This window comes from Micromonospora sp. NPDC047730 (assembly GCF_043204765.1).
Classification (GTDB): domain Bacteria; phylum Actinomycetota; class Actinomycetes; order Mycobacteriales; family Micromonosporaceae; genus Micromonospora.
The window spans coordinates 274,172-295,329 of sequence record NZ_JBIDCU010000001.1; the positions used below are offsets into that span (position 1 = coordinate 274,172).

Annotated in this window: 20 protein-coding genes; 11 read left to right on the forward strand and 9 right to left on the reverse strand. The window is 74.4% G+C overall.

Going from position 1 to position 21,158, the window contains the following annotated elements:
• Positions 1-123: 123 nt before the first annotated feature.
• Together ACGF5G_RS01365 and ACGF5G_RS01370 are read left to right on the forward strand one after the other, a co-directional pair.
• Positions 124-990, forward strand: a complete 867-nt coding sequence (locus ACGF5G_RS01365; protein WP_393257799.1) for a L,D-transpeptidase family protein — start codon at positions 124-126, stop codon at positions 988-990.
• A 129-nt stretch (positions 991-1,119) separates the two neighbouring features.
• Entirely contained in the window at positions 1,120-1,368 is a 249-nt protein-coding gene (locus ACGF5G_RS01370; protein WP_393257802.1) for a hypothetical protein, read from the forward strand.
• Positions 1,369-1,427: 59 nt separating this feature from the next.
• Here the strand turns inward: ACGF5G_RS01370 and ACGF5G_RS01375 are convergent, their stop codons facing one another.
• The gene (locus ACGF5G_RS01375) at positions 1,428-3,911 is read right to left on the reverse strand and encodes a helicase-associated domain-containing protein (RefSeq protein ID WP_393257804.1); all 2,484 of its coding nucleotides are present in this window, start codon (positions 3,909-3,911) and stop codon (positions 1,428-1,430) included.
• Between the two features lie 87 nt (positions 3,912-3,998).
• Between ACGF5G_RS01375 and ACGF5G_RS01380 the strand changes: the two genes are divergently transcribed.
• Together ACGF5G_RS01380 and ACGF5G_RS01385 are read left to right on the forward strand one after the other, a co-directional pair.
• Complete coding sequence (locus tag ACGF5G_RS01380; RefSeq protein ID WP_393257807.1) at positions 3,999-4,622, forward strand: HAD family hydrolase; 624 nt, start codon at positions 3,999-4,001, stop codon at positions 4,620-4,622.
• 28 nt (positions 4,623-4,650) lie between these two features.
• Complete coding sequence (locus ACGF5G_RS01385) at positions 4,651-5,037, forward strand: cold-shock protein (protein ID WP_393257809.1); 387 nt, start codon at positions 4,651-4,653, stop codon at positions 5,035-5,037.
• On the opposite strand, the gene ACGF5G_RS01390 is transcribed toward ACGF5G_RS01385, so the two are convergent.
• Positions 4,998-5,900: a 1,4-dihydroxy-6-naphthoate synthase gene (locus tag ACGF5G_RS01390; protein ID WP_393257812.1), complete on the reverse strand. Its 903-nt coding sequence runs from the start codon at positions 5,898-5,900 to the stop codon at positions 4,998-5,000. The two genes, ACGF5G_RS01385 and ACGF5G_RS01390, sit on opposite strands and share 40 nt — an antisense overlap.
• A 780-nt stretch (positions 5,901-6,680) precedes the next feature.
• Here ACGF5G_RS01390 and ACGF5G_RS01395 point away from each other — a divergent pair.
• The gene (locus ACGF5G_RS01395; protein ID WP_393257814.1) at positions 6,681-7,727 is read left to right on the forward strand and encodes a GNAT family N-acetyltransferase; all 1,047 of its coding nucleotides are present in this window, start codon (positions 6,681-6,683) and stop codon (positions 7,725-7,727) included.
• A gap of 55 nt (positions 7,728-7,782) precedes the next feature.
• Here the strand turns inward: ACGF5G_RS01395 and ACGF5G_RS01400 are convergent, their stop codons facing one another.
• Positions 7,783-8,433 (reverse strand): futalosine hydrolase, encoded by a 651-nt coding sequence (locus tag ACGF5G_RS01400; protein WP_393257816.1) that lies wholly within the window; start codon positions 8,431-8,433, stop codon positions 7,783-7,785.
• Positions 8,430-10,097, reverse strand: a complete 1,668-nt coding sequence (locus tag ACGF5G_RS01405) for an MFS transporter (protein ID WP_393257818.1) — start codon at positions 10,095-10,097, stop codon at positions 8,430-8,432. The genes ACGF5G_RS01400 and ACGF5G_RS01405 overlap by 4 nt, the downstream gene beginning before the upstream one ends.
• Before the next feature lie 87 nt (positions 10,098-10,184).
• On the opposite strand from ACGF5G_RS01405, the gene ACGF5G_RS01410 reads away from it, so the two are divergent.
• Positions 10,185-11,024 carry a DUF3027 domain-containing protein gene (locus ACGF5G_RS01410; RefSeq protein ID WP_393257820.1) on the forward strand — a complete coding sequence of 280 codons (840 nt, stop codon included), beginning with the start codon at positions 10,185-10,187 and terminating at the stop codon, positions 11,022-11,024.
• Positions 11,025-11,070: 46 nt separating this feature from the next.
• Here the strand turns inward: ACGF5G_RS01410 and ACGF5G_RS01415 are convergent, their stop codons facing one another.
• Positions 11,071-11,319 (reverse strand): DUF2530 domain-containing protein, encoded by a 249-nt coding sequence (locus ACGF5G_RS01415; protein ID WP_393257823.1) that lies wholly within the window; start codon positions 11,317-11,319, stop codon positions 11,071-11,073.
• 88 nt (positions 11,320-11,407) lie between these two features.
• Between ACGF5G_RS01415 and ACGF5G_RS01420 the strand changes: the two genes are divergently transcribed.
• From ACGF5G_RS01420 to thpR, 5 genes are all read left to right on the forward strand, one after another.
• Positions 11,408-12,886 (forward strand): NCS2 family permease, encoded by a 1,479-nt coding sequence (locus tag ACGF5G_RS01420; protein WP_393257825.1) that lies wholly within the window; start codon positions 11,408-11,410, stop codon positions 12,884-12,886.
• A 119-nt stretch (positions 12,887-13,005) separates the two neighbouring features.
• A complete protein-coding gene (locus tag ACGF5G_RS01425; RefSeq protein WP_350686624.1) occupies positions 13,006-13,455 on the forward strand; it encodes a MarR family transcriptional regulator in 450 nt (149 codons plus the stop codon).
• A gap of 70 nt (positions 13,456-13,525) precedes the next feature.
• Entirely contained in the window at positions 13,526-14,809 is a 1,284-nt protein-coding gene (locus ACGF5G_RS01430) for an MFS transporter (RefSeq protein WP_393257827.1), read from the forward strand.
• 103 nt (positions 14,810-14,912) lie between these two features.
• Complete coding sequence (locus tag ACGF5G_RS01435) at positions 14,913-15,422, forward strand: hypothetical protein (RefSeq protein ID WP_393257830.1); 510 nt, start codon at positions 14,913-14,915, stop codon at positions 15,420-15,422.
• 13 nt (positions 15,423-15,435) lie between these two features.
• Complete coding sequence (gene thpR, locus ACGF5G_RS01440; protein ID WP_393257833.1) at positions 15,436-16,014, forward strand: RNA 2',3'-cyclic phosphodiesterase; 579 nt, start codon at positions 15,436-15,438, stop codon at positions 16,012-16,014.
• A 180-nt stretch (positions 16,015-16,194) separates the two neighbouring features.
• On the opposite strand, the gene ACGF5G_RS01445 is transcribed toward thpR, so the two are convergent.
• The 4 genes from ACGF5G_RS01445 to ACGF5G_RS01460 form a co-directional block, all read right to left on the reverse strand.
• The gene (locus ACGF5G_RS01445) at positions 16,195-17,181 is read right to left on the reverse strand and encodes an aldo/keto reductase (protein ID WP_393257835.1); all 987 of its coding nucleotides are present in this window, start codon (positions 17,179-17,181) and stop codon (positions 16,195-16,197) included.
• Between the two features lie 76 nt (positions 17,182-17,257).
• Positions 17,258-18,340, reverse strand: a complete 1,083-nt coding sequence (gene sepH, locus ACGF5G_RS01450; protein WP_393257837.1) for a septation protein SepH — start codon at positions 18,338-18,340, stop codon at positions 17,258-17,260.
• A 187-nt stretch (positions 18,341-18,527) separates the two neighbouring features.
• Complete coding sequence (gene serC / locus ACGF5G_RS01455; protein WP_393257839.1) at positions 18,528-19,655, reverse strand: phosphoserine transaminase; 1,128 nt, start codon at positions 19,653-19,655, stop codon at positions 18,528-18,530.
• A 270-nt stretch (positions 19,656-19,925) separates the two neighbouring features.
• Positions 19,926-21,032 carry a citrate synthase 2 gene (locus ACGF5G_RS01460; RefSeq protein WP_350685273.1) on the reverse strand — a complete coding sequence of 369 codons (1,107 nt, stop codon included), beginning with the start codon at positions 21,030-21,032 and terminating at the stop codon, positions 19,926-19,928.
• Between the last annotated feature and the right edge of the window lie 126 nt (positions 21,033-21,158).

Consider the following 21,158-nt stretch of genomic DNA (forward strand, 5'->3'; position numbering starts at 1 on the left):
CGCCCCGGGCCGACCCACCAGTCTTGCACGTAACCGGGTGACGCCAGAAAAATCTGGACACGGGGCGCAACCGGAGCGGTACTCGCAACGTCTAGCAATAGGACACCTGTCACGGGAGGCGCCATGAAACACGTCCGGATCACCACCCGGCTCGTCGCCCTGGCAGTGGCCACGCTGGTCGGCGCCGGTGCGTGCGCGTTCGAGCCGCGGGCCGACGGAGGTGGGGGCGGGGGTCCCGTCCCGGTCGGTGCCACGGAGCAGCTAACGGGGGCGAGCGGTGCGCCCGGGCCGGACCAGCGGGCCGGCACGGCGACGGCGAAGCCGGCGGTGAAGCCCGCGCCGAACCGTCCGAGGCCGACCCGGCCCGCGCCGAAGCCCACCACGTCGCCGTCGGCCGCCGGCTGCCCGCAGGGGGAGCACCAGCGCGCGGTGGAGGCGTACCTCGCCCGGCTGGGCGGTTTCGGGACGCTGACCGTGGACGGCCGCCAGTCCGTCGCCGACTGCGCCGCGATCAAGAAGTTCCAGAAGCGGTACGACATCCGCCCCGCCCACGGCCGCGCGGGGCCCACCACCCACGACGTGGCGAAGCGGCTCGCCACCACCGACACGGCGCGCTGCAAGGCCGGCTCGGGCACCACCTTCTGCATCGACCTGACCCGGCAGACGACCTGGGTGATGCGCAACGGCAAGGTGCTCGTGAAGCCGACGGTCACCCGGACGGGGATGCCCGGCTACCGCACCCCGGCCGGCACCTTCAAGATCAACTATCGCAACATCAAGGAGTGGTCCGACCCGTACGAGGTCTGGCTCCCGTACTGGCAGCACTTCACCCAGGGAATGGGCTTCCACGAGACCACGACCTACCTGCACAACAAGGCGATCGGCTCGCACGGCTGCGTCAACCTGCTGCACGCCGACGCGGTCCGGTACTGGGAGCTGGGCAAGGTCGGCAGCCGGGTGGTGCTGGTCGGGCGGCGCCCCGGCACCTGAGCCGCCGCCCCGGGGTCCCGGCCCGTCCGCGGCGCACATGTCGTCCGATCGGGGTTTTATCCCCTGTCACTCCGGTCACCCGAGTGACACGCTGGAATGCCAGGCGTCGGACCGACGGGGAGGCTGGAGATGACGGTCGACCGGGAAGCGAGACCGGAGCACAGTGCCGAGCGCGACCGGTCGCCGGACGAGGGGGTCTCCACCGTCACCGTCGTCGCGTACGTGACCGCCGCGGCGGTGCTCCTCGGCTGGTTCCTCTTCGGCTGGCTGGTGCTCGAACAGGGCTTCGTCGACTCGGTCGGCGAGTCGGCCGGCGCCGGATTCGCGCTGCTGCTGGTCGTCTCCGTCGTCGGGACGGTACGCCGCAGCCGGCGCTGACCCGGCCCGAGGTCGCCGGCCCTGCCGGAGGAACGACCGGTGGAGGACGGGCGCGGCGCTCAGTCCTCCAGCACCGCCGCCGTGATCCGGTGCAGGGCGAAGGTGTGCAGCATCTCCGTCCGCTCGTCCTCGGCGCGCAGGTAACCCGCGCCGATCGAGACCGGCCGGACCAGCCGGGACGCGTTCGCCCCGTGCGCGTCGACGTACCCGACCCAGACCAGCGCCTTGTCCCGCACCGCCTGCTGGAGCACGGCGAGGGCGTCGCTGTGGGTGTGCGCCGGCACCGGCCCGGTACGCGCCGCACCGCCCCGGACCACCGCCGGCGCGCGCCGCGCCGCCCGGGCCGCCGCGTCGCCGCGCCGGATCTGCTCCACCACGCCCAGCAGGCGGGGCATGGACAGCTTCGGCGCGGTCAGCGGGTCGAGGGTCCGGGTCGCCACCGACACCCGGGCCGGGGCCCGGCGGGTCTTCGGGCGGGACAGCACCGCCGCCCCGCTCGCGTCCTCCGGCACCGGGGCGTACCCGGCCTCGCGCAGGGCCGTGAGCATCCGGCCCACCTGGTACGGGGTCGACAGCACCGTCGGCGCGAGCCGGCGCAGGGCCAGCGACTCCAGCCGCCGGTCGGCGAGCACCTCGGTCAGCAGCGCCTCGTCGTCGCTGCGCACGTACGCCCCGGCGGAGCCGACCCGCAGCCCGCCGTGCTTGCGGGCCACGTCGTCCACCAGGTACGTCAGCCCCTGCGGTACGGGGGTGCGGGACCGGCGCCGGAACAGGGCGTGCAGGTCGTCGGCCGAGTAGCCGGCGTCCAGGGCCCGGCGCACGCTGGCCGGGGTGACCCGGTGCACGCTGGCGCCCCCGGCCGACTCGTGCTCGGCCACCACCTCCAGCTCGGCGGCGAGGGCCGGGTCGGGCGGGCCGGGCACCACGACGGTCAGGTCGGCCTGCACCAGGAAGTGGTCGACCGGGGCGGGCAGCAACGCGTCCAGCGCGCGCACCGCGCCGGTCCCGTCGCCGTCCTCGGCGTCCGCGCGCAGCCCGAGCGGGTCGTCCCCGCCCCGCTCGTCGACGGCGGTGACGTCGGCGAGCAGCAGCCGCCCGTACGAGGTGAGCGCCCCCAGCCCGGTCACGCCCAGCGTCGCCGCCTCGGTCAGCACCTCGCGGTGCGCGGCCTCCCGCCCCCGGCTGCGCCGCGGCGCCCGCCAGTCGAGCAGCGACTGCACCTCCTCGGGGGTGGGCGCGGTGGCGGGCTCCAGGTTGGCGAGCACCCCGAGGACCGCGCGTCGGGCGGCCGGCGCCCCGGCCCGTTCCGCCTCGGCCGAGAGCACGGTGATCGGCCGGTCCCGATCGTCGCGCTGCCCGATCAGCCCGACCTGCCGGGTCATCGTCAGCCAGGCCCGGCCGATCTGCTCCCAGCGCTGCGCCAGCGTGCCGGCCCGCCACACCTCGTACCCGGCGGTGGGCAGCACCTGCTGGTCGGCCCCGTAGCGGGTGGTGGTGGCCCCGGGCAGGTCCACCTCGCCGATCAGCCCCGCCGCGTACGCCGCCTCCAGCAGCAGGGCGGCCGTCGGCTCGTCCACCCCGACCGCGCGGGCCAGCCGGCGCAGGTCGCGCACGCCCAGGCCGCCGGAGCGCAGCACGGGCGCCGGCTCGGCGGCGAGCTGCTCCAGCAGCGCCTCGGTGTGCCGTACCGCCTCCATGGTCTGCCCGGCTCCGGCGGAGTCGGCGGCCTTCGGCTCGCGCGGCGGCGTGGCCACCGGCGGCGGGCTGGTCCGCAGCGGGCCGAGCGGGCCGCTGTCCCGGCGCAGCAGCAGGCCGACCTCCCGGGGCAGCTCGACGGTGCCGGTGGCGCTGGCCTTGCTTGGGCCGGAGACCAGCACCAGCAGGTGGTGGTCGACCAGCCAGCGCACCGGCGAGCCGGTCGGCGCGCCGCCGTTGGTCGGGTCCGGGGGCAGGTCGTCCTCCGCGCCGACCGGCGGCGCCTGCAACGCGCCCGCCGGCACGCTGCCCACCGGCGGGCCGACGGCCAGCCGCTCCAGGATGGCCCGGGCCGAGGGTGGCGCGGCCAGCAGCGTCCGCCGCAGCTTCGCCGGGTCCGTGCAGAGCGCCGCCGACCGCGGGTCCAGCTCCGCCGCCGGCCGGCCCAGCCCCGCCGGGTACGGGGAGACCTCGTCGACGCTCGCCACCACGCGCAGGGCGCTCTCGGGGCCGTGCAGCAGGAAGAGCGCCCGCAGCCGGTTCACGGCGGCGCGGACGGAGGTGGGGGCGGGCGGGTGCGGCCCGGCGGTGGCCATGGCGAGCACCGAGGCGGTGGAGGTGGTGCCCTCGGCCGGGTCCCGGGTGAGCCGGGCGGCGTCCAGGATCTGCAGGGTGAACTGGTCGAGCCCGTCGAGCGCGCGGGCCACCGAGACCCGGGACTGGGCCCGGATGGCGAGCGCGGAGACGTCGGCGGGCACGGGCACCACGAGGTCCGGCCGCAGTTGGAGGAGGGCGGCGAGCGACTCGTCGGGCAGCGACCGCAGGTGGTCGGCGAGTGAGGTGGTCATCGTCGTTCCACGCTAGCCCGGCAGGGGGTCTTCCCGCCCCTCGGACGTCCGGCTGACCCGTGCGGACGGGCGGGTAGGTTTCTCCGCATGCCCGCACTGACGGTCGGCTTCGACCTCGACATGACCCTGGTCGACTCGCGCCCCGGCATCGCCGCCGCCTACCGGGCGCTGACCGCCCGGACGGGCGTGCACGTGGACGCTGAGGCCGCCGTGTCCCGGCTCGGCCCGCCGCTGCGTACCGAGATCGCCCGCTGGTTTCCGCCGGAGCAGGTCGACGCGGCCGTCCGCACGTACCGCGAGCTCTATCCGGCGTACGCGATCACGCCCACCGTCCCGCTGCCCGGCGCCCGCGAGGCGGTCGACGCGATCCGCGCCCGCGGCGGCCGGGTGCTGGTGGTCACCTCCAAGCTGGGCCGCCTGGCCCGGCTGCACCTCGACCACCTCGGGCTGACGGTCGACGAGCTGGCCGGCGACCTGTTCGCCGAGGAGAAGGCGACCGCGCTGCGCGAGCACGGCGCCACGCACTACGTCGGCGACCACGTGGCCGACATGGTGGCCGCGCGGGCGGCGGGCGTGCCCGGCATCGCCGTCGCGACCGGCCCGTGTTCGGCCGACGAACTCCGCGCCGCCGGGGCGGAGGCGGTGCTGGATGATCTCACCGGATTCCCGGCGGCGCTGGACGGGATGATCCGGCTAGCCTTGGGGCAGTAGACGTCTCAAGCGAAGCAGGGGTTCTCAGGTGCCGACGGGTCGAGTGAAGTGGTTTGACGCGGCCAAGGGATACGGGTTTGTCACCAGCGACGAGGGTGGCGACGTGTTCCTTCCCAAGACCGCGCTGCCGGCGGGTGTCACCGACCTCAAGGGCGGTCAGCGGGTCGACTTCAGCGTGGTGGACAGCCGCCGGGGCGCGCAGGCGATGGGGGTCAAGTTGCTCGACGCCCCGCCGTCGGTGGCGGAGCTGCGCCGCCGGCCGGCCGAGGAGCTGCACGGCCTCGTCGAGGACATGATCAAGGTGCTGGAGGCGAAGGTGCAGCCGGACCTGCGCCGGGGCCGCTTCCCCGACCGCAAGGCCGCGCAGAAGATCGCTCAGCTGGTCCACGCCGTCGCGCGCGAGCTGGAGGTCTGAGGCATCAGCCCGGCGGCGGCGGCCCGACCGAGCAGCGCCTCCACGGCGGCGAACCCGGCGTCCCCCAGGTCGGCGGTGAACTCGTTGACGTAGAGGCCGATGTGCCGGTCCACCACGTCGGGCTCCATCTCCTGCGCGTGCGCCAGCACGTAGTCGCGGCTCGCCGCCGGGTCGGCCCAGGCCCGGCGGACCGACTCACGGATCCACCCGGCGGCGGCCTCCGGGTCCACCGCGCCGCGCCGGGCCAGGATGGCGCCGAGGGGGATGGGCAGGCCGGTGTCGGCCTCCCACCACTCGCCCAGGTCCACCAGGGCGGTCAGGCCGTGCCGCGGGTAGGTGAACCGGGCCTCGTGGATGACCAGGCCGGCGTCGTACCGGCCGGCGGCCACGCCCGGCATGATCTCGTGGAACGGCACCACCTCGATCCGCGCCGGCGGCCGGTCCGCCGCCCAGAGCCGGAAGAGCAGGTACGCCGTCGTCCGGTCACCGGGCACCGCCACGGTCGCGCCGGTCAGGTCGGCTCGGTCGGCGAGGTCGGCGTGCCCCGCGCGGTCGGCGTGCCCCGCGCTGCCCGGGCGGTCGGGTCGGCCGGCGCCGTCGCCCCTGGTCAGCACCAGCGGGCCGCAGCCACGGCCGAGCGCCCCGCCGCAGGGCAGCAGGTGGTAGTCCTCCAACAGCCACGGCAGCGCGGCGTAGCTCACCTTCACCAGGTCGAACGCGCCCCGCTCGGCAGCCGTGTTGGTCACGTCGACGTCGGCGTACGTCACCTCCACCGGTGGCGCGTCGGGCACGAGGCCGTGCACCAGGGCGTGGAAGACGAACGTGTCGTTGGGGCAGGGCGAGATCGCCAGCGAGAGCGCCACGCCCCCACGGTATCCCCGCCCGCAGCGGGCCGGCTCCGCCCGGTCCCCGCGACTGTGACCTGCCCCGCGACGTGGAGCCGTCCGCGACCGGACCGGGACACACCTACGGTGCCGAGCCGCGTTCCGCTGGCCTCACGGCCCACGGCCCACGGCCCACGGCCCACGGCCCACGGCCCACGGCCCACGGCCCACGGCCCACGGCCCACGGCCCGCGGCCCGCGGCCCGCGGTGCGCGGTGCGCGGTGCGCGGTGCGCGGCCCGCGGTGCGCGGTGCGCGGTGCGCGGTGCGCGGTGCCGAGCTGTATCCCGCTGGCGTCAGCCACGGGCCACAGGCACACGAGGCACGGTGCCGAGCCGGCCCCGTCGGTGGCGTCACCACGCCCGTTCGGCCCTGTCGAGCTGCCCTCACAGATGGGGCACGCCCCCGGCCAGGAGCGCTGGGCCGGTGCGCACCGGTGGTCTCATAGGCGGGGCAGCTCGACAGCGACTGTGCGGTGACTGGGTTGTGGCTCTGGCTGTGGCTGTGAACGGCGACCGGCTGCGCCACCGGATCGGCTGCGGCTGTGGTTGTGGCTGCGCCGGGCCGGGCGCGCTGCGGGCAGACCGGCGCCAGTTCGGCTCGGGCCACGCTGCGGGTCGACGGGCGGCAACTCGGCTCGGGCCACGCTGGTCCGCCCAAGAGCATCCGGCTGCACACAACCATGTCGGTAATCCACAGGCTTTTCCACAGGTGGGCGGCTGTTGTTGAAAGTCGGCCCACTCCATGGCGACGATCGAGGTGTGACGGAGCGGAGCGGGCCGATCGACGTGGGGGCGGCGCTGCGCGCACTGCGGCGCCAGGCGGACCTGAGCCAGCGGGAACTGGCACGGCGGTCGGGCGTGCCCAAGAGCACCGTGGCGCGGATCGAATCCGATCCGGGAGCCGATCCGAGGTTGCGGACGGTGGAGCGGTTGGTCCGGGCCGCCGGCGGGGAACTGGTGGTCGGTGTCCGAGACGCCGGGCTCGACATGGCAGACGCCTTCCCAGATGGCATCGCAAGAACCAGCACAAACGGCATCGCGAACGGCAGCACAAACGGCATCGCGAACGGTCCTCCGACCGGCGCTCGGGATGGTGCTCCGGATGGCATTTCGGACTTCGTCGGTGTTGGCGTCGGTGTCGGCGATCGCAACGGCAACGGCAACGGTGGAACGCCGTCCTCGGTCGGGCCGGGCGCTCTCGCGGTGCCGCCGGCCATCCCGCACGACGGACGACGCGACGAGGGCGGTCGCCGCTATCCCGCGCACCTCGACGTCCGGGAGGTCCGCACGCTGAAGGACTGGCCGGGCGCGTGGTGGGGGCACTGGTACGTACCGCCGGAGCAGTGGCCGGTGCGGGTGCCCGAGCGGACGTACGACCTCGACCGCGGGCGGCGCGACGAGCGACGGGTACGGGAGCGGCTTCGCGCCGCCGTGGAGTTTCGCCGGGTGACCGAGGACGTGCCGGACGGGTGTTGGCGATTCGTGGCCGAACTGCCCGGTGGCGGGCCGGTCGGCGAGTTGCGGGCGCACGAGCGGAGCGAGGATCTGTTGCTGGGTGAGGACGGCGGCGGCCGGCGGGAGATGGTGCTGGACGGCGTGGTGGTGGCACCGCAGCTGCGCTTCCTGGGCATCGGCCGCCGGCTGCTCCAGCTCCTCGCGGAGACGATGGACAGGATCGGTATCCGCACCGTGCTGGCGACCGCCGGGGCCGGCGGGAGCGACTTCCTGCTCGCCTGCGGCTACGAACTGGAGGCGTACCGACCGTGGTCGCTGCGGCTCGACCGTCGGCCGGCGGTCGCGGGCTGACGGTCCGGCCGTGCGGGCAGGCAAGCGGGAAGGCAGGCCGGGCAGGCCAGACGGGTCAGGTCAGGGCCGCGGCGGCGGTGGTCAGGGCGGTCAGCGCCTCGCGCATGCGCCACGCGTCGCGGTCGCGGGGGCCGATCGGGTTGGAGACGGTACGCAGCTCGACGAACGGGAGGCCCGCCTGGGCGGCGGCGACGCCCACCCCGTACCCCTCCATGGCCTCGGCGACCGCGTCCGGGTGCCGCCGGCGTAGCGCGTCGGTGCTGGCGGCGGTGCCGGTGACCGTGCTGACGGTCAGCACCGGGCCGGCGGTGGCCGTCGGAAGCGCGGCCCGCAGCCGGGCGAGCAGGCCCGGGTCGGCGGCGAGCGCGGTGGCGCCGCCCAGCCAGTCCGGGGGCATGCCCAGCTCGTCCACGGGGATGAAGCCGGCCGGCGACTCGGCGCCGAGGTCGGCGGCCACGGACAGGGTGCCCAACACCGTGGCGCCCACCTCCACCCGGCCGGCGAAGCCCCCCGCCACACCCGCGCTGACCACGCCGCCGTAGGGCCGGCCGGCGGCCTCGGCGAGCACCAGCAGCCGGGTCGTGGTGGCGGCGGCGACGGCCGGCCCGACCCCCACCGGCAGCACCGTGGTCGTCTGGTCGGCGAGGCCGGCGCGGATCGCCTCGGCCTCGGCGGGGACCGCCGTGACCACCAGCAGGCCGGTCACGAGAGCGGCCCCTGCGGCTCCCGGCGGGTCTCGTCGTCCGTCCCGCCCGGCCCGCCGACGGCCGACGAGGGCCGGTAGATGTGGTAGCCCGGCGGTGCCAGGCCGGGGTCGTCCAGCGGAGAGCCGCCCTGCGCCGGGGCGGGGGAGGTGGGCGTGGGGTCGTGCCGGCGCCCGGCCTCCGGGTCGGGGGAACCCGCACCGTCGGTGCCCGGGGCGCCCGGGGCATCGGGGTCGGTTTCGTCGGTCCCGTCGGTTCCGTCGGTCAGCTCGTCGTCGCCGAGCGGCCGGCCGAGCAGGCGCTCCGCGCGCAGCCGGCCGGCCACCACCAGGCCCCGGGCGGCGGCCACGGTGCCGACGGCGGCGACGACGGCGATCCCGATCCGGCCGTCGAAGGGTACGAGCCCCAGGCCGCCCCCGGCGACGAAGGCGAGCATCAGCACCGTCTCCGAGTGGGCGAAGGAGCTGGCCCGCAGCCGCTCCGGGATGCGTTCCTGGATCGAGGCGTCCACGGCGAGCTTGGCGATGCCGCTGTTCAGCGCGGCGACTAGGCAGAGCAGGGCGACCATGGGCAGCGAGAACTTCAACGCGGCGAGGATCGCCACCCCGGCGACGACGACCATGCCGCTGGACTGGATCGCGGCGGGCCGGTGGATGCGCAGCCGGGTGCCGACCGCGGTGGCCAGGAAGGTGCCCACGGCGAGCGCCGCGCCGACCAGGCCCAGCGCCGCCTCGTCGCCGAGGTCCCGACCGAAGGCCACGGTGGTCAGGTCGCCCGCCTTGATCGCGAAGGCCAGGAAGAGCAGCAGGAAGCCGTAGACCGCGCGCAGCGTCGCGGCGCCGATCAGGGTGGCGATCACGAGTCGGCCCGCCGGCCGCCCCCGGCCCAGCGGGCGGTCCCCGGTGCGGCGACCCAGCGCCCGCAGCGGCCGGGGCACCCGCTCCGGCGGCTCCGAGTCGGCCTTCGGGGGCAGCCGGAGGGAGATCACCATGCCGACCAGGAAGATGACCGAGGCCACCCGGAGCGGCCACTGCGGCCCGAACCAGAAGGCGGCCAGCCCGATCGGGGCGACCAGCGCGCCGGCCACCGTGCCGTAGACGCTGGCCCGGGCGCCCACCTGGGACAGCCCGAGCCCCTCGGGGAGCAGCCGGGGTACGGCCGCCGAGCGGGCCACCCCGTACGCGCGGGAGAGCGCCAGCACGCCGAAGGCCGCCGGGTAGAGGCCGAAGCCGTGGATGTAGTCGGAGATCAGCCAGGCCAGGAAGGCCCGGCCGAGCATGGTGGCGGCCAGCGCGTACCGCCGGCCGTGCCGGAAGTGGTCGAGCAGCGGGCCCACCACCGGGGCGAGCATGGCGAACGGCACCATGGTCACCAGCAGGTAGAGGGCGACCTTGCTGCGCGCCTCGCCGAGCGGGACGTTGAAGAAGATCGTCCCGGCGAGGCCGATGGCGATCAGCGTGTCCCCGGCGCAGGAGACCGCGTGCAGGTCGAAGAGGCGGACCATGCCGACCTCGTCCCCGGCGCCCCGGGCGCGGGCCCGGCCGGCCCGGCGGGTCATCCAGCGCCCACCGCTGACCGAGCCCCGGAACAGCAGGCGGACGGCCTTGATGCCGGTGCCGACGGTCTGCCCGAGCACGGACCGCCCGGAGCGGGAGAACAGCGGCATGCCCACCATCCTTGCCCATCCGGTCCGCGTACGCCGCACCACTGCGCCAGAACGTCCTCGGCGGGTGCCTGTCGGTCGGCCGTACGCATGGGGAACAATGGTCGGGTGACCAGGCCCGCCTCCGCCCGCGCCGCTCGTCTCGACCAGGTCTGCGCCGCCGCCGTCGAGGTGGCGCGCGACGCCATCACCGAGGTCGACGCCTCGGACATCGGCGACCACCTGCAGGCTGTCGCGGAGGGCGACCGGCTCGTCACCCACTACTTCGAGTGCCGGCTCGCCGGCTACCGCGGCTGGCGGTGGGCCGTCACCGTCACCCGGGTGCCCCGCAGCCGACACGTCACCGTCTGCGAGACGGTGCTGCTTCCCGGCGCGGACGCGATGCTCGCGCCCGGCTGGCTGCCGTGGCAGGAGCGGCTCAAGCCGGGTGACCTCGGTCCCGGCGACCTGCTGCCCACGCCGGCGGACGACGAGCGGCTCCAGCCCGGCTACGTGCTCTCCGACGACCCGGCGGTCGAGGAGACCGCCTGGGAGCTGGGGCTCGGCCGGGCCCGGGTGCTCTCCCGGGAGGGGCGCAGCGAGGCCGCCCAGCGCTGGTACGACGGCGACCACGGCCCCTCCGCCGCGATCTCGGTCGCCGCTCCCGCCGCCGCCCGCTGCGGGACCTGCGGCTTCTACCTGCCGCTCGCCGGCGCCCTGCGGCAGTCCTTCGGCGCCTGCGGCAACTTCTACGCCCCCGACGACGGCCGGGTGGTCAGCGCCGACCACGGCTGCGGCGCGCACTCGGAGACCCTGATCGAGGCCGCCGACACCCCGGTCGACGAGATGCCGACGGTCTACGACGACAGCGCGGTGGAGCCCGTGTCGGTCAGCCGGGCTCCGGGCTCGGTGGAGGCCGCGGAGCCGGCGGAACCGTACGGCCACCCCTGACGGGACCGGCCGCGGCGCCGGGCCGGCGGATCGGCGTCGGCGCAGGTCAGCGGCCGGCGCGGCGGCGGCGTCGGTTGGCGTCGTGCCGCATCATCACGGCGAGACCGGGGAAACCCCACAGGAAACCGGCCAGGCAGATCCACAACCAGTCCTGGTGACCGTGCGCGGTCAGCCAGTCGCGGAAGAAGACGAGTAACGCCAACCCGGCGAGCGCCCAGGCCGCCATCCCGGCGAGGGCGAACGGAACCATCGGCGGGTCGAGCGGCTCGGGTCGCGGCGGCTGCTCCTTCGGCACGCGGCAAGCGTACGCGATCAACTTTCGCTGCTGGCCCGTGATCTGCGACGATGCGGCGCGACAACGGAAGATCACCTGCGAGGACCTGATGGCAGTAGCTCCACCCGACAACGGCACACCACCCGATCCGGCTCACCCGCGTAACGGTTTCGACCGGTTCTTCGAGATCTCCGCCCGTGGCTCGACGATGAGCCGCGAGGTGCGCGGTGGCCTGGCGACCTTCTTCACGATGGCGTACATCGTGGTGCTCAACCCGCTCATCATCGGTGGTGCCGTCGACGGCGACGGCCAGAAGCTCCCCATCCCCGCCCTCGCGGCGGCCACCGCCCTGGTCGCCGGCCTGATGACGATCCTGATGGGCGTCGTCGGCCGGTTCCCGATCGCGCTCGCCGCCGGTCTCGGCGTCAACGCGCTGGTCGCGTACGAGATCGCCCCGGAGATGACCTGGGCGGACGCGATGGGCCTCGTGGTGATCGAGGGTGTGATCATCGCGGTGCTGGTGCTGACCGGCCTGCGTACGGCGGTGTTCCGCTCGGTGCCGACGCAGATGAAGACGGCGATCGGCGTCGGCATCGGCCTCTTCCTGACCATCATCGGGCTGGTCGACGCCGGCTTCGTCCGCCGCGTCCCGGACTCGGCGAACACCACCGTCCCCGTCGGCCTGGGCTTCGACGGCACCCTCGGCAGCTGGCCGATGCTGGTCTTCGTGGTGGGCCTGCTGTTGACCGTGGTGCTGCTGGTACGCCGGGTCAAGGGCGCGATCCTGATCGGCATCCTCGGCTCCACCGTGCTGGCGGTCGTCGTCGAGGCGGTGGCGAACATCGGGCCGTCCTTCGTCGACGGCAAGCCGAACCCGAAGGGTTGGGCGCTGAACGTCCCCGAGCTGCCGCAGACCTGGCTGGACGTGCCGGACCTGTCGCTGCTCGGCAACTTCAACGTGTTCGACTCGTGGAGCCGGGCCGGCTGGCTCGTCGTCCTCATGTTCGTGTTCACCCTGCTGATCACGGACTTCTTCGACACCATGGGCACGATGGTCGCGGTCGGGCAGGAGGGGAGCATGCTCGACGAGCGGGGCACCCCGCCGCGGGCCAAGGAGATCCTGCTGGTCGACTCGATCGCGGCGGCGGCCGGCGGTGCGGCGAGCACGTCGAGCAACACGTCGTACATCGAGAGCGCCGCCGGTGTGGCGGAGGGCGCCCGTACCGGCGCGGCCAACCTGGTCACCGGCGGCCTGTTCCTGCTGGCGATGTTCCTGGCGCCGCTGGTCGTGGTGGTGCCGTTCGAGGCGGCCTCCACCGCGCTGGTGGTGGTCGGCTTCCTGATGATGACCGCGGTGCGGACGATCGACTGGTCCGACTACGAGATCGCCATCCCGGCGTTCCTCACGATCGTCCTGATGCCCTTCACGTACTCGATCTCCAATGGCATCGGCGCCGGCCTGATCACGTACGTGGTGGTGAAGCTCGCCAAGGGCAAGGCCCGGGAGATCCACCCCCTGCTGTACGGGGTGGCCGCCCTCTTCGTGCTGTACTTCCTGCGCGGGCCGATCGAGTCCCTGGTGCTCTGACCACCCTCCGCTCCGGGCCGGTGACCGAATCGGGTAGCCGGCCCGGAGCAGGGCAAACTTCTCGTGAGCATGGTCATATCGCAGCTCATTAGCAAGGCTCATTAGTTAAGCTAACTATCGTGACGGAGCGGACGGTGACGGCGAAACGCGTGCCACCGGCGCAGCTCGCACCACAGCTGCGTGATGCGATCACCCGACTCAACCGACGGGTCCGCCAGGCCCGGCCGGTCGGCGACCTCACGGTCACCCAGCTCTCCGCGCTCACCAGCCTCCGGCTGGCGGGCGCGTTGACGCCCCGGGAACTGGCCGACGTCGAACGGGTGCAGCCGCCGACGATGACCAAGATCGTCGCGAAGTTGGAGGAGCGTGGCCTCGTGCAGCGCACCCCCCATCCGACCGACGGACGGCAGGTCATCCTCGCGGCGACAGAGGGGGGACGGGCGGTGCTCGACCAGTTCGAGCGCGTCCGCGACGAGTGGCTGGCCCACCGGCTGGCCGAGCTGACCGAAGCAGAACGGGACACCCTGCGGCAGGCCGCCGAGATCCTTCAGCAGCTCGCCCGCGCCTGACCCGCGCGCCTCGCACCACCGCGCCGTCCGCTGTCGATGACGCGTACGACCGCGAGGAGGCGCACAAAGAGTGCAGGCGAAGCTGAGCACGATGTTCCAGTCCCTACAGGTCCGCAACTACCGGCTCTTCGCATCCGGGCAACTGATCAAGCTGATCGGTGTCTGGATGATGTTCATCGCCCAGGACTGGCTCGTCCTCGAGCTCTCCGACAACTCCGCCACCGCACTCGGCGTGGTCACCGCCCTCCAGTTCGCTCCCGTCCTGCTGCTCACCCTGCTCTCCGGGCGGCTCGCCGACCGCTACGACAAGCGGATGCTGCTCTTCGTCGCCAACGCGTTCTGGACCGTGCTGGCGCTCGCGATGAGCCTGCTGGTGATCACCGGCCTCGTTCAGCTCTGGCACGTCTTCGCGTTCGCGGCCCTGCTCGGCGTCGCCAACGCCGTGGAGACCCCCGTTCGGCAGGCGTTCGTCTCGGAACTGGTCGGCACGTCGCTGCTGCCGAACGCGCTCTCGCTGAACGCGGCCGTGTTCAACTCCGCCCGGATCGTCGGGCCGGCCGTCGCCGGCCTGGCCATCGCCGCGTTCGACGTGGGGCCGGTCTTCCTGTTCACCGCGCTCAGCTCGATCGCCCCGCTGGTCAACGTCGTCCGGATGCGCCCGGCCGAGCTGCACCGGGAGGCGCTGCCGCCGCGCGACGAGCGAGCCTCGGCCAAGGTCGTCGACGGCCTGCGCTACGTCTGGCGCCGCCCCGACCTGCTGCTGCCGATGGCGGTGATGTCGGTGATCGGCATGTCGCTGTTCAACTTCCAGCTCACCCTGGCCGCGCTCGCCAAGACCGTGTTCCAGACCGGGGCGGCCTCGTTCGGGCTGTTCAGCACCGCGCTGGCGGTCGGCGCGCTGGTCGGGGCGCTGGCCGGCACCGGGCGGCGCAGCCGCCCGTCGGTCTGGGTGGTGCTCGGCGCCGCGGTCGGCTGCGCCAGCTTCGGCACGCTGGTCGGGCTCGCGTCGGCGTACTGGATGGTGGTGGCGCTCCTGCTGCCCACCGGGTTCTTCATGGTGTTCTTCGCCCAGGCCGCCAACCAGCGGGTCCAGCTCGGCACGGACGCCGCCTTCCGGGGCCGGGTGATGGCCCTGTGGGTGCTGGTGTTCCTCGGCACCAATCCGGTCGGCGCGCCGCTGATCGGCTGGGCGGCGGAGACCTACGGCGCGGGCGCCAGCATCTGGATCGGCGGGCTCATCTCGCTGGCCACCGCCCTGATCGCGCTCACCTGGCAGCTCCGCCGCGCCGGCGCCCGGCTGCGCTTCCGCATCCTGCCGATGCCGCGCTTCTACGTCACCTCCACCGACTGCTGACCGCCCTCGCCGCCCGGGGTGGGACGATCCGTCCCATCCTACGGATGGCGTGGATGCGGCCAATCCGGTGGCGGCCCGGGGGGATCGGGCTTAGCGTCGATGCGTGGAGGTCGGACGCGGGGTGCTGCTGGTCCTGGCCTTCGTGGGCGTGGCCAGCCTGCCGGCGGTGATCGCCGCGGTCTTCTGCGCCGACGAGATCATCGACCGGGTCGCCTGCGGGTGGGCCGAGTGGCGTGAGCGCCAGCGGGAGCGGCGCACCATCGCCCGGCTGGACCGGGCCGTCGAGGCCGACGCGCTGACCCGCGACATCGACCTCACCGACTTCGACCGGCCCGACCGGCGCCCGCTGGAACAACTCGCCGCCGACCTGCGCCGCCTGCGCGGCCAGGGCGCCAGCACCGACGGCCGACAGCCGGTCTGGCACGGCACGGTGCTCCGGGCGTACGACGACCGGCTCCGGCTGGCCTGCCGGGCGCTCGGCATCACCGAGCACCTGACCGAGCTGGAGGGCGTCGACCTGGAGCTGGAGCGGGTCCGGGTGGAGGGCCTCCTGCACGCCGCCGGGCTGACCCTGCCCGCCGCCCGGGCCGGTCACCGGCAGCGCCACCACTGAGCGGCGGGCCGGCGTGAGGCTCTTCGTCGCGGTCTACCCGCCGCCGGAGGCGCTCGCGCACCTCGGCGCGCAGGTCGCCCGGTTGCGGGTCGGCGCGGCGGCCGCCTCCGGGATCAACGTCCGGCTCGCCGACCCGGCCACCGCTCACGTCACCCTCGCCTTCCTCGGCGACGTCGAGGCGGACCGGCTGGTCGACGTGGCGAGCGCGCTGGGGCTGGCCGCCGAGTGGTCCCGGGAGGGCCGTTCCGCCGCGCCCCGGCTCCGGTTCGCCGGCGGCGGGCGTTTCGGGCGGGGCCGGTTCACGGTGCTCTGGGCCGACCTGCGGGGCGAGGTGGAGCAGCTCCAGATGCTGGCCCGGCTGATCCGCTCCCGCCTGCGGCACGCCCGCCTGCCGCACGACGAGAAGCCGTTCCGCCCGCACCTGACGGTCGCCCGACCCGGTGACCGGGTGCCCGACGTCGACGTGGCGGCGGACCTGGCGACCCTGGACGGCTACGAGGGCCCGGCGTGGCCGGCCGCCGAGATGGTGCTGATGCGCAGCCACCCCGGCCCCCGCCCCACCTACGACCGCCTGGCCGCCTGGCCCATCTGACCGCCCGGCCGCGCCAGCCGATGGCCGGCCTGCCCCGTCTGACCCGACCACGCCAGCCATTGGCCGCCGGTGCCCAGGTGACCACCCGGCCACGTCAGCCCGGGTGGGCACCGCCGGCCCCGGCGGCGCCCACCCGTGAAGCCGGCGGTCGCCTGCCGCCGGCTCCGCCGTAACGCGTGGCTACCAGGCCCAGGCCTCCGGGCCGGGGCCGCCGTTGCCGACGGGCGGGAAGAGCTGGTCGAGCCGGGCGAAGGCGTCCTCGTCGAGGGTGACCGCCAGGGCGCCCAGGGAGCGGTCGAGCTGGTCGGCGGTGCGCGGCCCGATGATCGGGGCGGTCACCCCCGGCCGGGACAGCAGCCAGCCGAGCGCCACGTCCGCCGGGTCGTGCCCCAGCTCGCCGCAGAGCTTCTCGTACGCCTCGATGGTCGGCCGGTGCTCGGCGAGCGCGTCGGCGGAGCGGCCGCTGGTGCCGCGCGCGGCCCCGCCCTCGGCCATCTTCCGCAGCACCCCCGCGAGCAGCCCGCCGTGCAGCGGCGACCACGGGATGATGCCGAGCCCGTGGTGCTGCGCGGCGGGCACCACCTCCAGCTCGACGTGCCGGGTGAGCAGGTTGTAGATGCACTGCTCCGAGACGAGGCCGAGGAAGTGGCGCTTCGCCGCCGCCTCCTGCGCCACCGAGATGTGCCAGCCGGCGAAGTTGGACGACCCGACGTAGAGCACCTTGCCCTGGGCGACCAGGGTCTCCATGGCCTGCCAGATCTCCTCCCACGGCGTGGCCCGGGAGACGTGGTGCATCTGGTAGAGGTCGATGGTGTCGGTCTGCAACCGGCGCAGCGAGTCCTCGCACGCCCGGATGATGTGCCGGGCGGACAGGCCCTGCTCGTTGGGCCACTCGCCCATCTTGCCGTAGACCTTGGTGGCCAGGACGACCTTGTCCCGCCGGCCGCCGCCCTGGGCGAACCAGCGGCCGATGATCTGCTCGGTGATCCCCTCGCCGGTCTGCCAGCCGTAGACGTTGGCGGTGTCGAAGAAGTTGATGCCCTGATCGAGGGCCCGATCCATGATCGCGAAGCTGTCCGGCTCGGTCGTCTGCGGCCCGAAGTTCATGGTGCCGAGGCAGAGACGGCTGACCGACAGGCCGGTGCGGCCCAGGTTCGTGTACTCCATACGGCCACCCTGCCACGGCGGCACTTCGAGTGCCTCGCGTCGACTCCGGCGAACGCTCGCCGCCGGAGTCGACGCGTCAGGAGGACTCGCGGGCCGCCGGCCCGCTGCCGAAGAGGACGTCGTCCCAGCTCGGCAGGCGCTTGCGGGGCTTGCCCCCGGCCTCGGCAGACTCGGCGGCCGAGGCCGCCGGCGCGCCCGTGCGGCGGGGCCGGAGCACCGCCAGGGACGGCACGGCCGGCACCTCCTTGGGCGCGTCCGAGTCGTCGTCGAACGCGGAACCCTGCCCGCCGCCGAGCAGCGCTGCCGCGCCGCCGCCGACCGGCCGCTGCCGGGGCGCATCCTGCCCCGCCAGGGCGGCCGGGGAGCGCGAGTCGAGCCCGCGGCCCGAGGTCGAGCCGAGCGGACGGTCGAGGGAGGCGAGCAGGGCGTCCCGCCCGGCCCGGATCGGGTCGCGGCCAGGCCGGCTGTGCTCGGCCGGCGCCGGCAGGCCGTGCCCGCCCCGGCTCGGCTCGCCCCGCGACGGGCCGGGCAGCGCGTGACCGCCCCGCTCCGGCGCCGGCTCCTGCCCGAGGATCGGGGTGGGCCGCTCGGCGCACAGGTATTGCGCCATGTCGTCGTGCGGGGTGACCGCCTGCCGGGTCTTGTCGAGATCCCAGACCGCCTGCGCGGTCGCCTTGCCCGACGGCCAGGTCGCGACGATCCGCCAGGTGCCGTCGTCGCGGCGCCACGCGTCCCAGGAGATCTTCTCGGTGTCGATCCCGTGCTGGGCCAGCCGGCCGTTGACGACCTCGGCGAGCGGGGTCGGCTTCTCCGCGCCCTTGAGCCGGGTGCGCCGGGCGTGCTGGGCGAGCATGGCCCGCTCCTGGAGCACCGGGCCGGCGTAGCGCAGCACCCGGTCGACGGGCACGCCGGCGATCCGGGCGACGTCCTCGGCGGACTCGCCGGAGCGGATCTTCGCCTGGATGTCCCGTGGGGAGAGCGAGGGCACCGGGTCGGCGGAAGCCGCCGGGGCCACGGCGAGCGGCGGGGCGCCGGGCTCGGCGTGCAACGCGCCGGCGATCCGCTCGTCGATGGGCAGGGCGAGCAGGCGCCCGACCTCGTCGGCGAGCACCAGGGCCTGGCCGTCCTCGGAGAGGGCGACGAAGCGTACTGGGCGCATAGCGTTGCCTCCGTCCCGCTTCGCTGGCCGTCACGCCACGAGCCGGCCACCCGGGCGTCTCGCACCACCGTACGCGCATCTTCCCTGAGGTGGGGGATGCGACACCCGCATGTCGTGACTGAGCTGCGGCGATGATCACGTTCGGTGGCCGCCGTACGGGCCGGCGGCCACCGAACGTGACGGCGACCTAGAGCCGCTCGACCACGTAGTCGATGGACGCGGTCAGCGCCTCGACGTCGGCCGGCTCGACGGCCGGGAAGAGCGCGACCCGCAGCTGGTTGCGGCCCAGCTTCCGGTAGGGCTCGGTGTCCACGATGCCGTTGGCGCGCAGCGCCTTGGCGATCGCGGTGGCGTCGACCCCGTCGGCGAAGTCGATGGTGGCGACCACGTTGGACCGCAGCGCCGGGTCGGCGACGAACGGCGTCGCCACGTCGGAGCGCTCCGCCCAGCCGTAGACGATCGCGGCGCTCTCGGCGGTGCGCTTGGCCGCCCAGGCCAGCCCGCCCTGTGCGTTCATCCAGTCGGTCTGCTCGGCGGCCAGGAAGATGGTGGCCAGGGCAGGGGTGTTGTAGGTCTGCTCCAGCCGCGAGTTGTCGATCGCGGTGACCAGGTCGAGGAAGGCCGGGACGTAGCGGCCCGACGCCTTGATCTCGCCGGCCCGCTCCAGGGCGGCCGGGGACATCAGGGCCAGCCAGAGACCCCCGTCGGAGCCGAAGCACTTCTGCGGGGCGAAGTAGTAGACGTCGGTCTCGCCGACGTTGACGTCGAGCCCGCCGGCGCCGGAGGTGGCGTCGACCAGCAGCAGCGCGCCCGGGTCGGCGCCGGCCACCCGGCTGATCGGCACCGCGACGCCGGTCGAGGTCTCGTTGTGCGGGGTGGCGTAGACGTCGACCCCCGCCTCGGCCACCAGGCTCGGGGCGGTGCCGGCCTCCGACTTGCGGATGGTGGGCTCGCCGAGGAAGGGGGCGTCCTTGACGGACTTGGCGAACTTCGCGCCGAACTCGCCGAAGCTGGCGAACTGCGCCCGGTCCCGGACCAGGCCGAACGTCGCGACCTCCCAGAACGCGGTGGTGCCGCCGTTGCCGAGCACCACCTCGTAGCCCTCGGGCAGGGAGAAGAACTCGGCGATGCCACGGCGCAGCCGGGCGACCTGGTCCCGGACGGTCTTCTGCCGGTGGGAGGTGCCCAGGTAGCTGGTCGCCACGTCGGCGAGGGCGGAGACCGCCGCCGGACGGACCTTGGACGGCCCGCAGCCGAACCTTCCGTCGGCGGGCTTGAGGTCGTCGGGAATCCGGATGGTCGGTGCGTCAGCCACGGTTGTCGAGATCCTTCCGCATGGGCGAGGGCGGGCCCGGTCTGCAGGCGGGCGCGGATCGACGGCGGACGCGCGCGGGCGCGCGGGGCGGCCGGGATCCGGGCCCGGTCCGGCGACTCTGCCGGCCTTCATCCTCCCACCCGGGCCGGCCTGCTCGGCGGCTGGTCCCACACCCGGTCGTGAGTCATCCGCCACAACACGCGCCGCCCAGGTGCAAGGAAGGGCCCCTTCCTATGCACGAGGCGATAAGAAGGTGCCCTTCCTTACATCTCAGACGCCGTGCGGGATGGCGTCCCAGCCCTCGACGTCGCTGGGCTTGCGGCTGCCCGGGCCGACGTAGCGGGCCGACGGGCGGACCAGCCGCTGGAGCTTCTTCTGCTCCAGGATGTGCGCGCTCCAGCCGCCCATCCGGGCGCAGGTGAACATCGAGGTGAACATGTGCGCCGGCACCTCGGCGAAGTCGAGCACCACGGCCGACCAGAACTCGACGTTGGTGGCGAGCACCCGGTCCGGGCGGCGGGCCTGCAGCTCGGCCAGCGCGGCCTTCTCCAGCGCCTCGGCGATCTCGAAGCGCGGCGCGCCCAGTTCCTTGGCGGTGCGGCGGAGCACCCGGGCGCGCGGGTCCTCGGCCCGGTAGACCCGGTGGCCGAAGCCCATCAGCCGCTCGCCCCGGTCGAGGACGCCCTTCACGTAGCCCTCGGCGTCGCCGCTGCGCTCGACCGCCTCCAGCATGCTGAGCACGCGGGAGGGGGCGCCGCCGTGCAGCGGGCCGGAGAGGGCGCCGATGCCGGAGGAGATGCAGGCCGCGGCGTCGGCGCCGGTGGAGGCGACGATCCGGGCGGTGAAGGTGGAGGCGTTCAGGCCGTGCTCGGCGGCCGAGATGAAGTAGGCGTCGACGGCCTTGACGTGCCGCGGGTCCGGCTCGCCGCGCCAGCGCTTCATGAACCGCTCGACGATGGTGGACGCCTTGTCGATCTCCTTCTGCGGCACCGCCGGCAGGCCGAGGCCGCGGGCGGACTGGGCGACGAAGGACAGTGCGGTGACCGACACCCGGGCGAGGTCCTCGCGGGCCTGCTCGTCGGAGATGTCGAGGAGCTGGTCGAGGCCCCAGTAGGGCGCGAGCATCGCGACCGCGGACTGCACGTCCACCCGGATGTCGCCGGAGTGCACCGGCACCGGGAACGGCTCCGCCGGCGGCAGGCCCGGGCCGAACCGCCCGTCGACCAGCAGCGCCCACACGTTGCCGAAGGAGACCTGGCCGATCAGATCCTCGATGTCGACCCCGCGATAGCGCAGCGCGCCGCCTTCGCGGTCGGGTTCGGCGATCTCGGTCTCGAAGGCTACGACGCCCTCCAGTCCGGGTTTGAAATCGGCCATGTCATCTCTCCTGGGTCTGCTCGGTGCGCCCGGCCAGCCCTCACCGGCCAGTCGGCCGAGCGCCCCAGGCGACCCTCATCAGGGATGTGTTCGTGACATCTTGCCTGCTGGGTACCGGATCCGCGA

Coding starts and splice junctions, on each gene's coding strand:
- ACGF5G_RS01365 (WP_393257799.1), top strand. CDS start 124: ATGAAACACGTCCGGATCACCACCCGGCTCGTCGCCCTGGCAGTGGCC.
- ACGF5G_RS01370 (WP_393257802.1), top strand. CDS start 1,120: ATGACGGTCGACCGGGAAGCGAGACCGGAGCACAGTGCCGAGCGCGAC.
- ACGF5G_RS01375 (WP_393257804.1), bottom strand. CDS start 3,911: ATGACCACCTCACTCGCCGACCACCTGCGGTCGCTGCCCGACGAGTCG.
- ACGF5G_RS01380 (WP_393257807.1), top strand. CDS start 3,999: ATGCCCGCACTGACGGTCGGCTTCGACCTCGACATGACCCTGGTCGAC.
- ACGF5G_RS01405 (WP_393257818.1), bottom strand. CDS start 10,097: ATGCCGCTGTTCTCCCGCTCCGGGCGGTCCGTGCTCGGGCAGACCGTC.
- ACGF5G_RS01410 (WP_393257820.1), top strand. CDS start 10,185: ATGGGGAACAATGGTCGGGTGACCAGGCCCGCCTCCGCCCGCGCCGCT.
- ACGF5G_RS01420 (WP_393257825.1), top strand. CDS start 11,408: ATGGCAGTAGCTCCACCCGACAACGGCACACCACCCGATCCGGCTCAC.
- ACGF5G_RS01445 (WP_393257835.1), bottom strand. CDS start 17,181: ATGGAGTACACGAACCTGGGCCGCACCGGCCTGTCGGTCAGCCGTCTC.
- sepH (WP_393257837.1), bottom strand. CDS start 18,340: ATGCGCCCAGTACGCTTCGTCGCCCTCTCCGAGGACGGCCAGGCCCTG.
- ACGF5G_RS01460 (WP_350685273.1), bottom strand. CDS start 21,032: ATGGCCGATTTCAAACCCGGACTGGAGGGCGTCGTAGCCTTCGAGACC.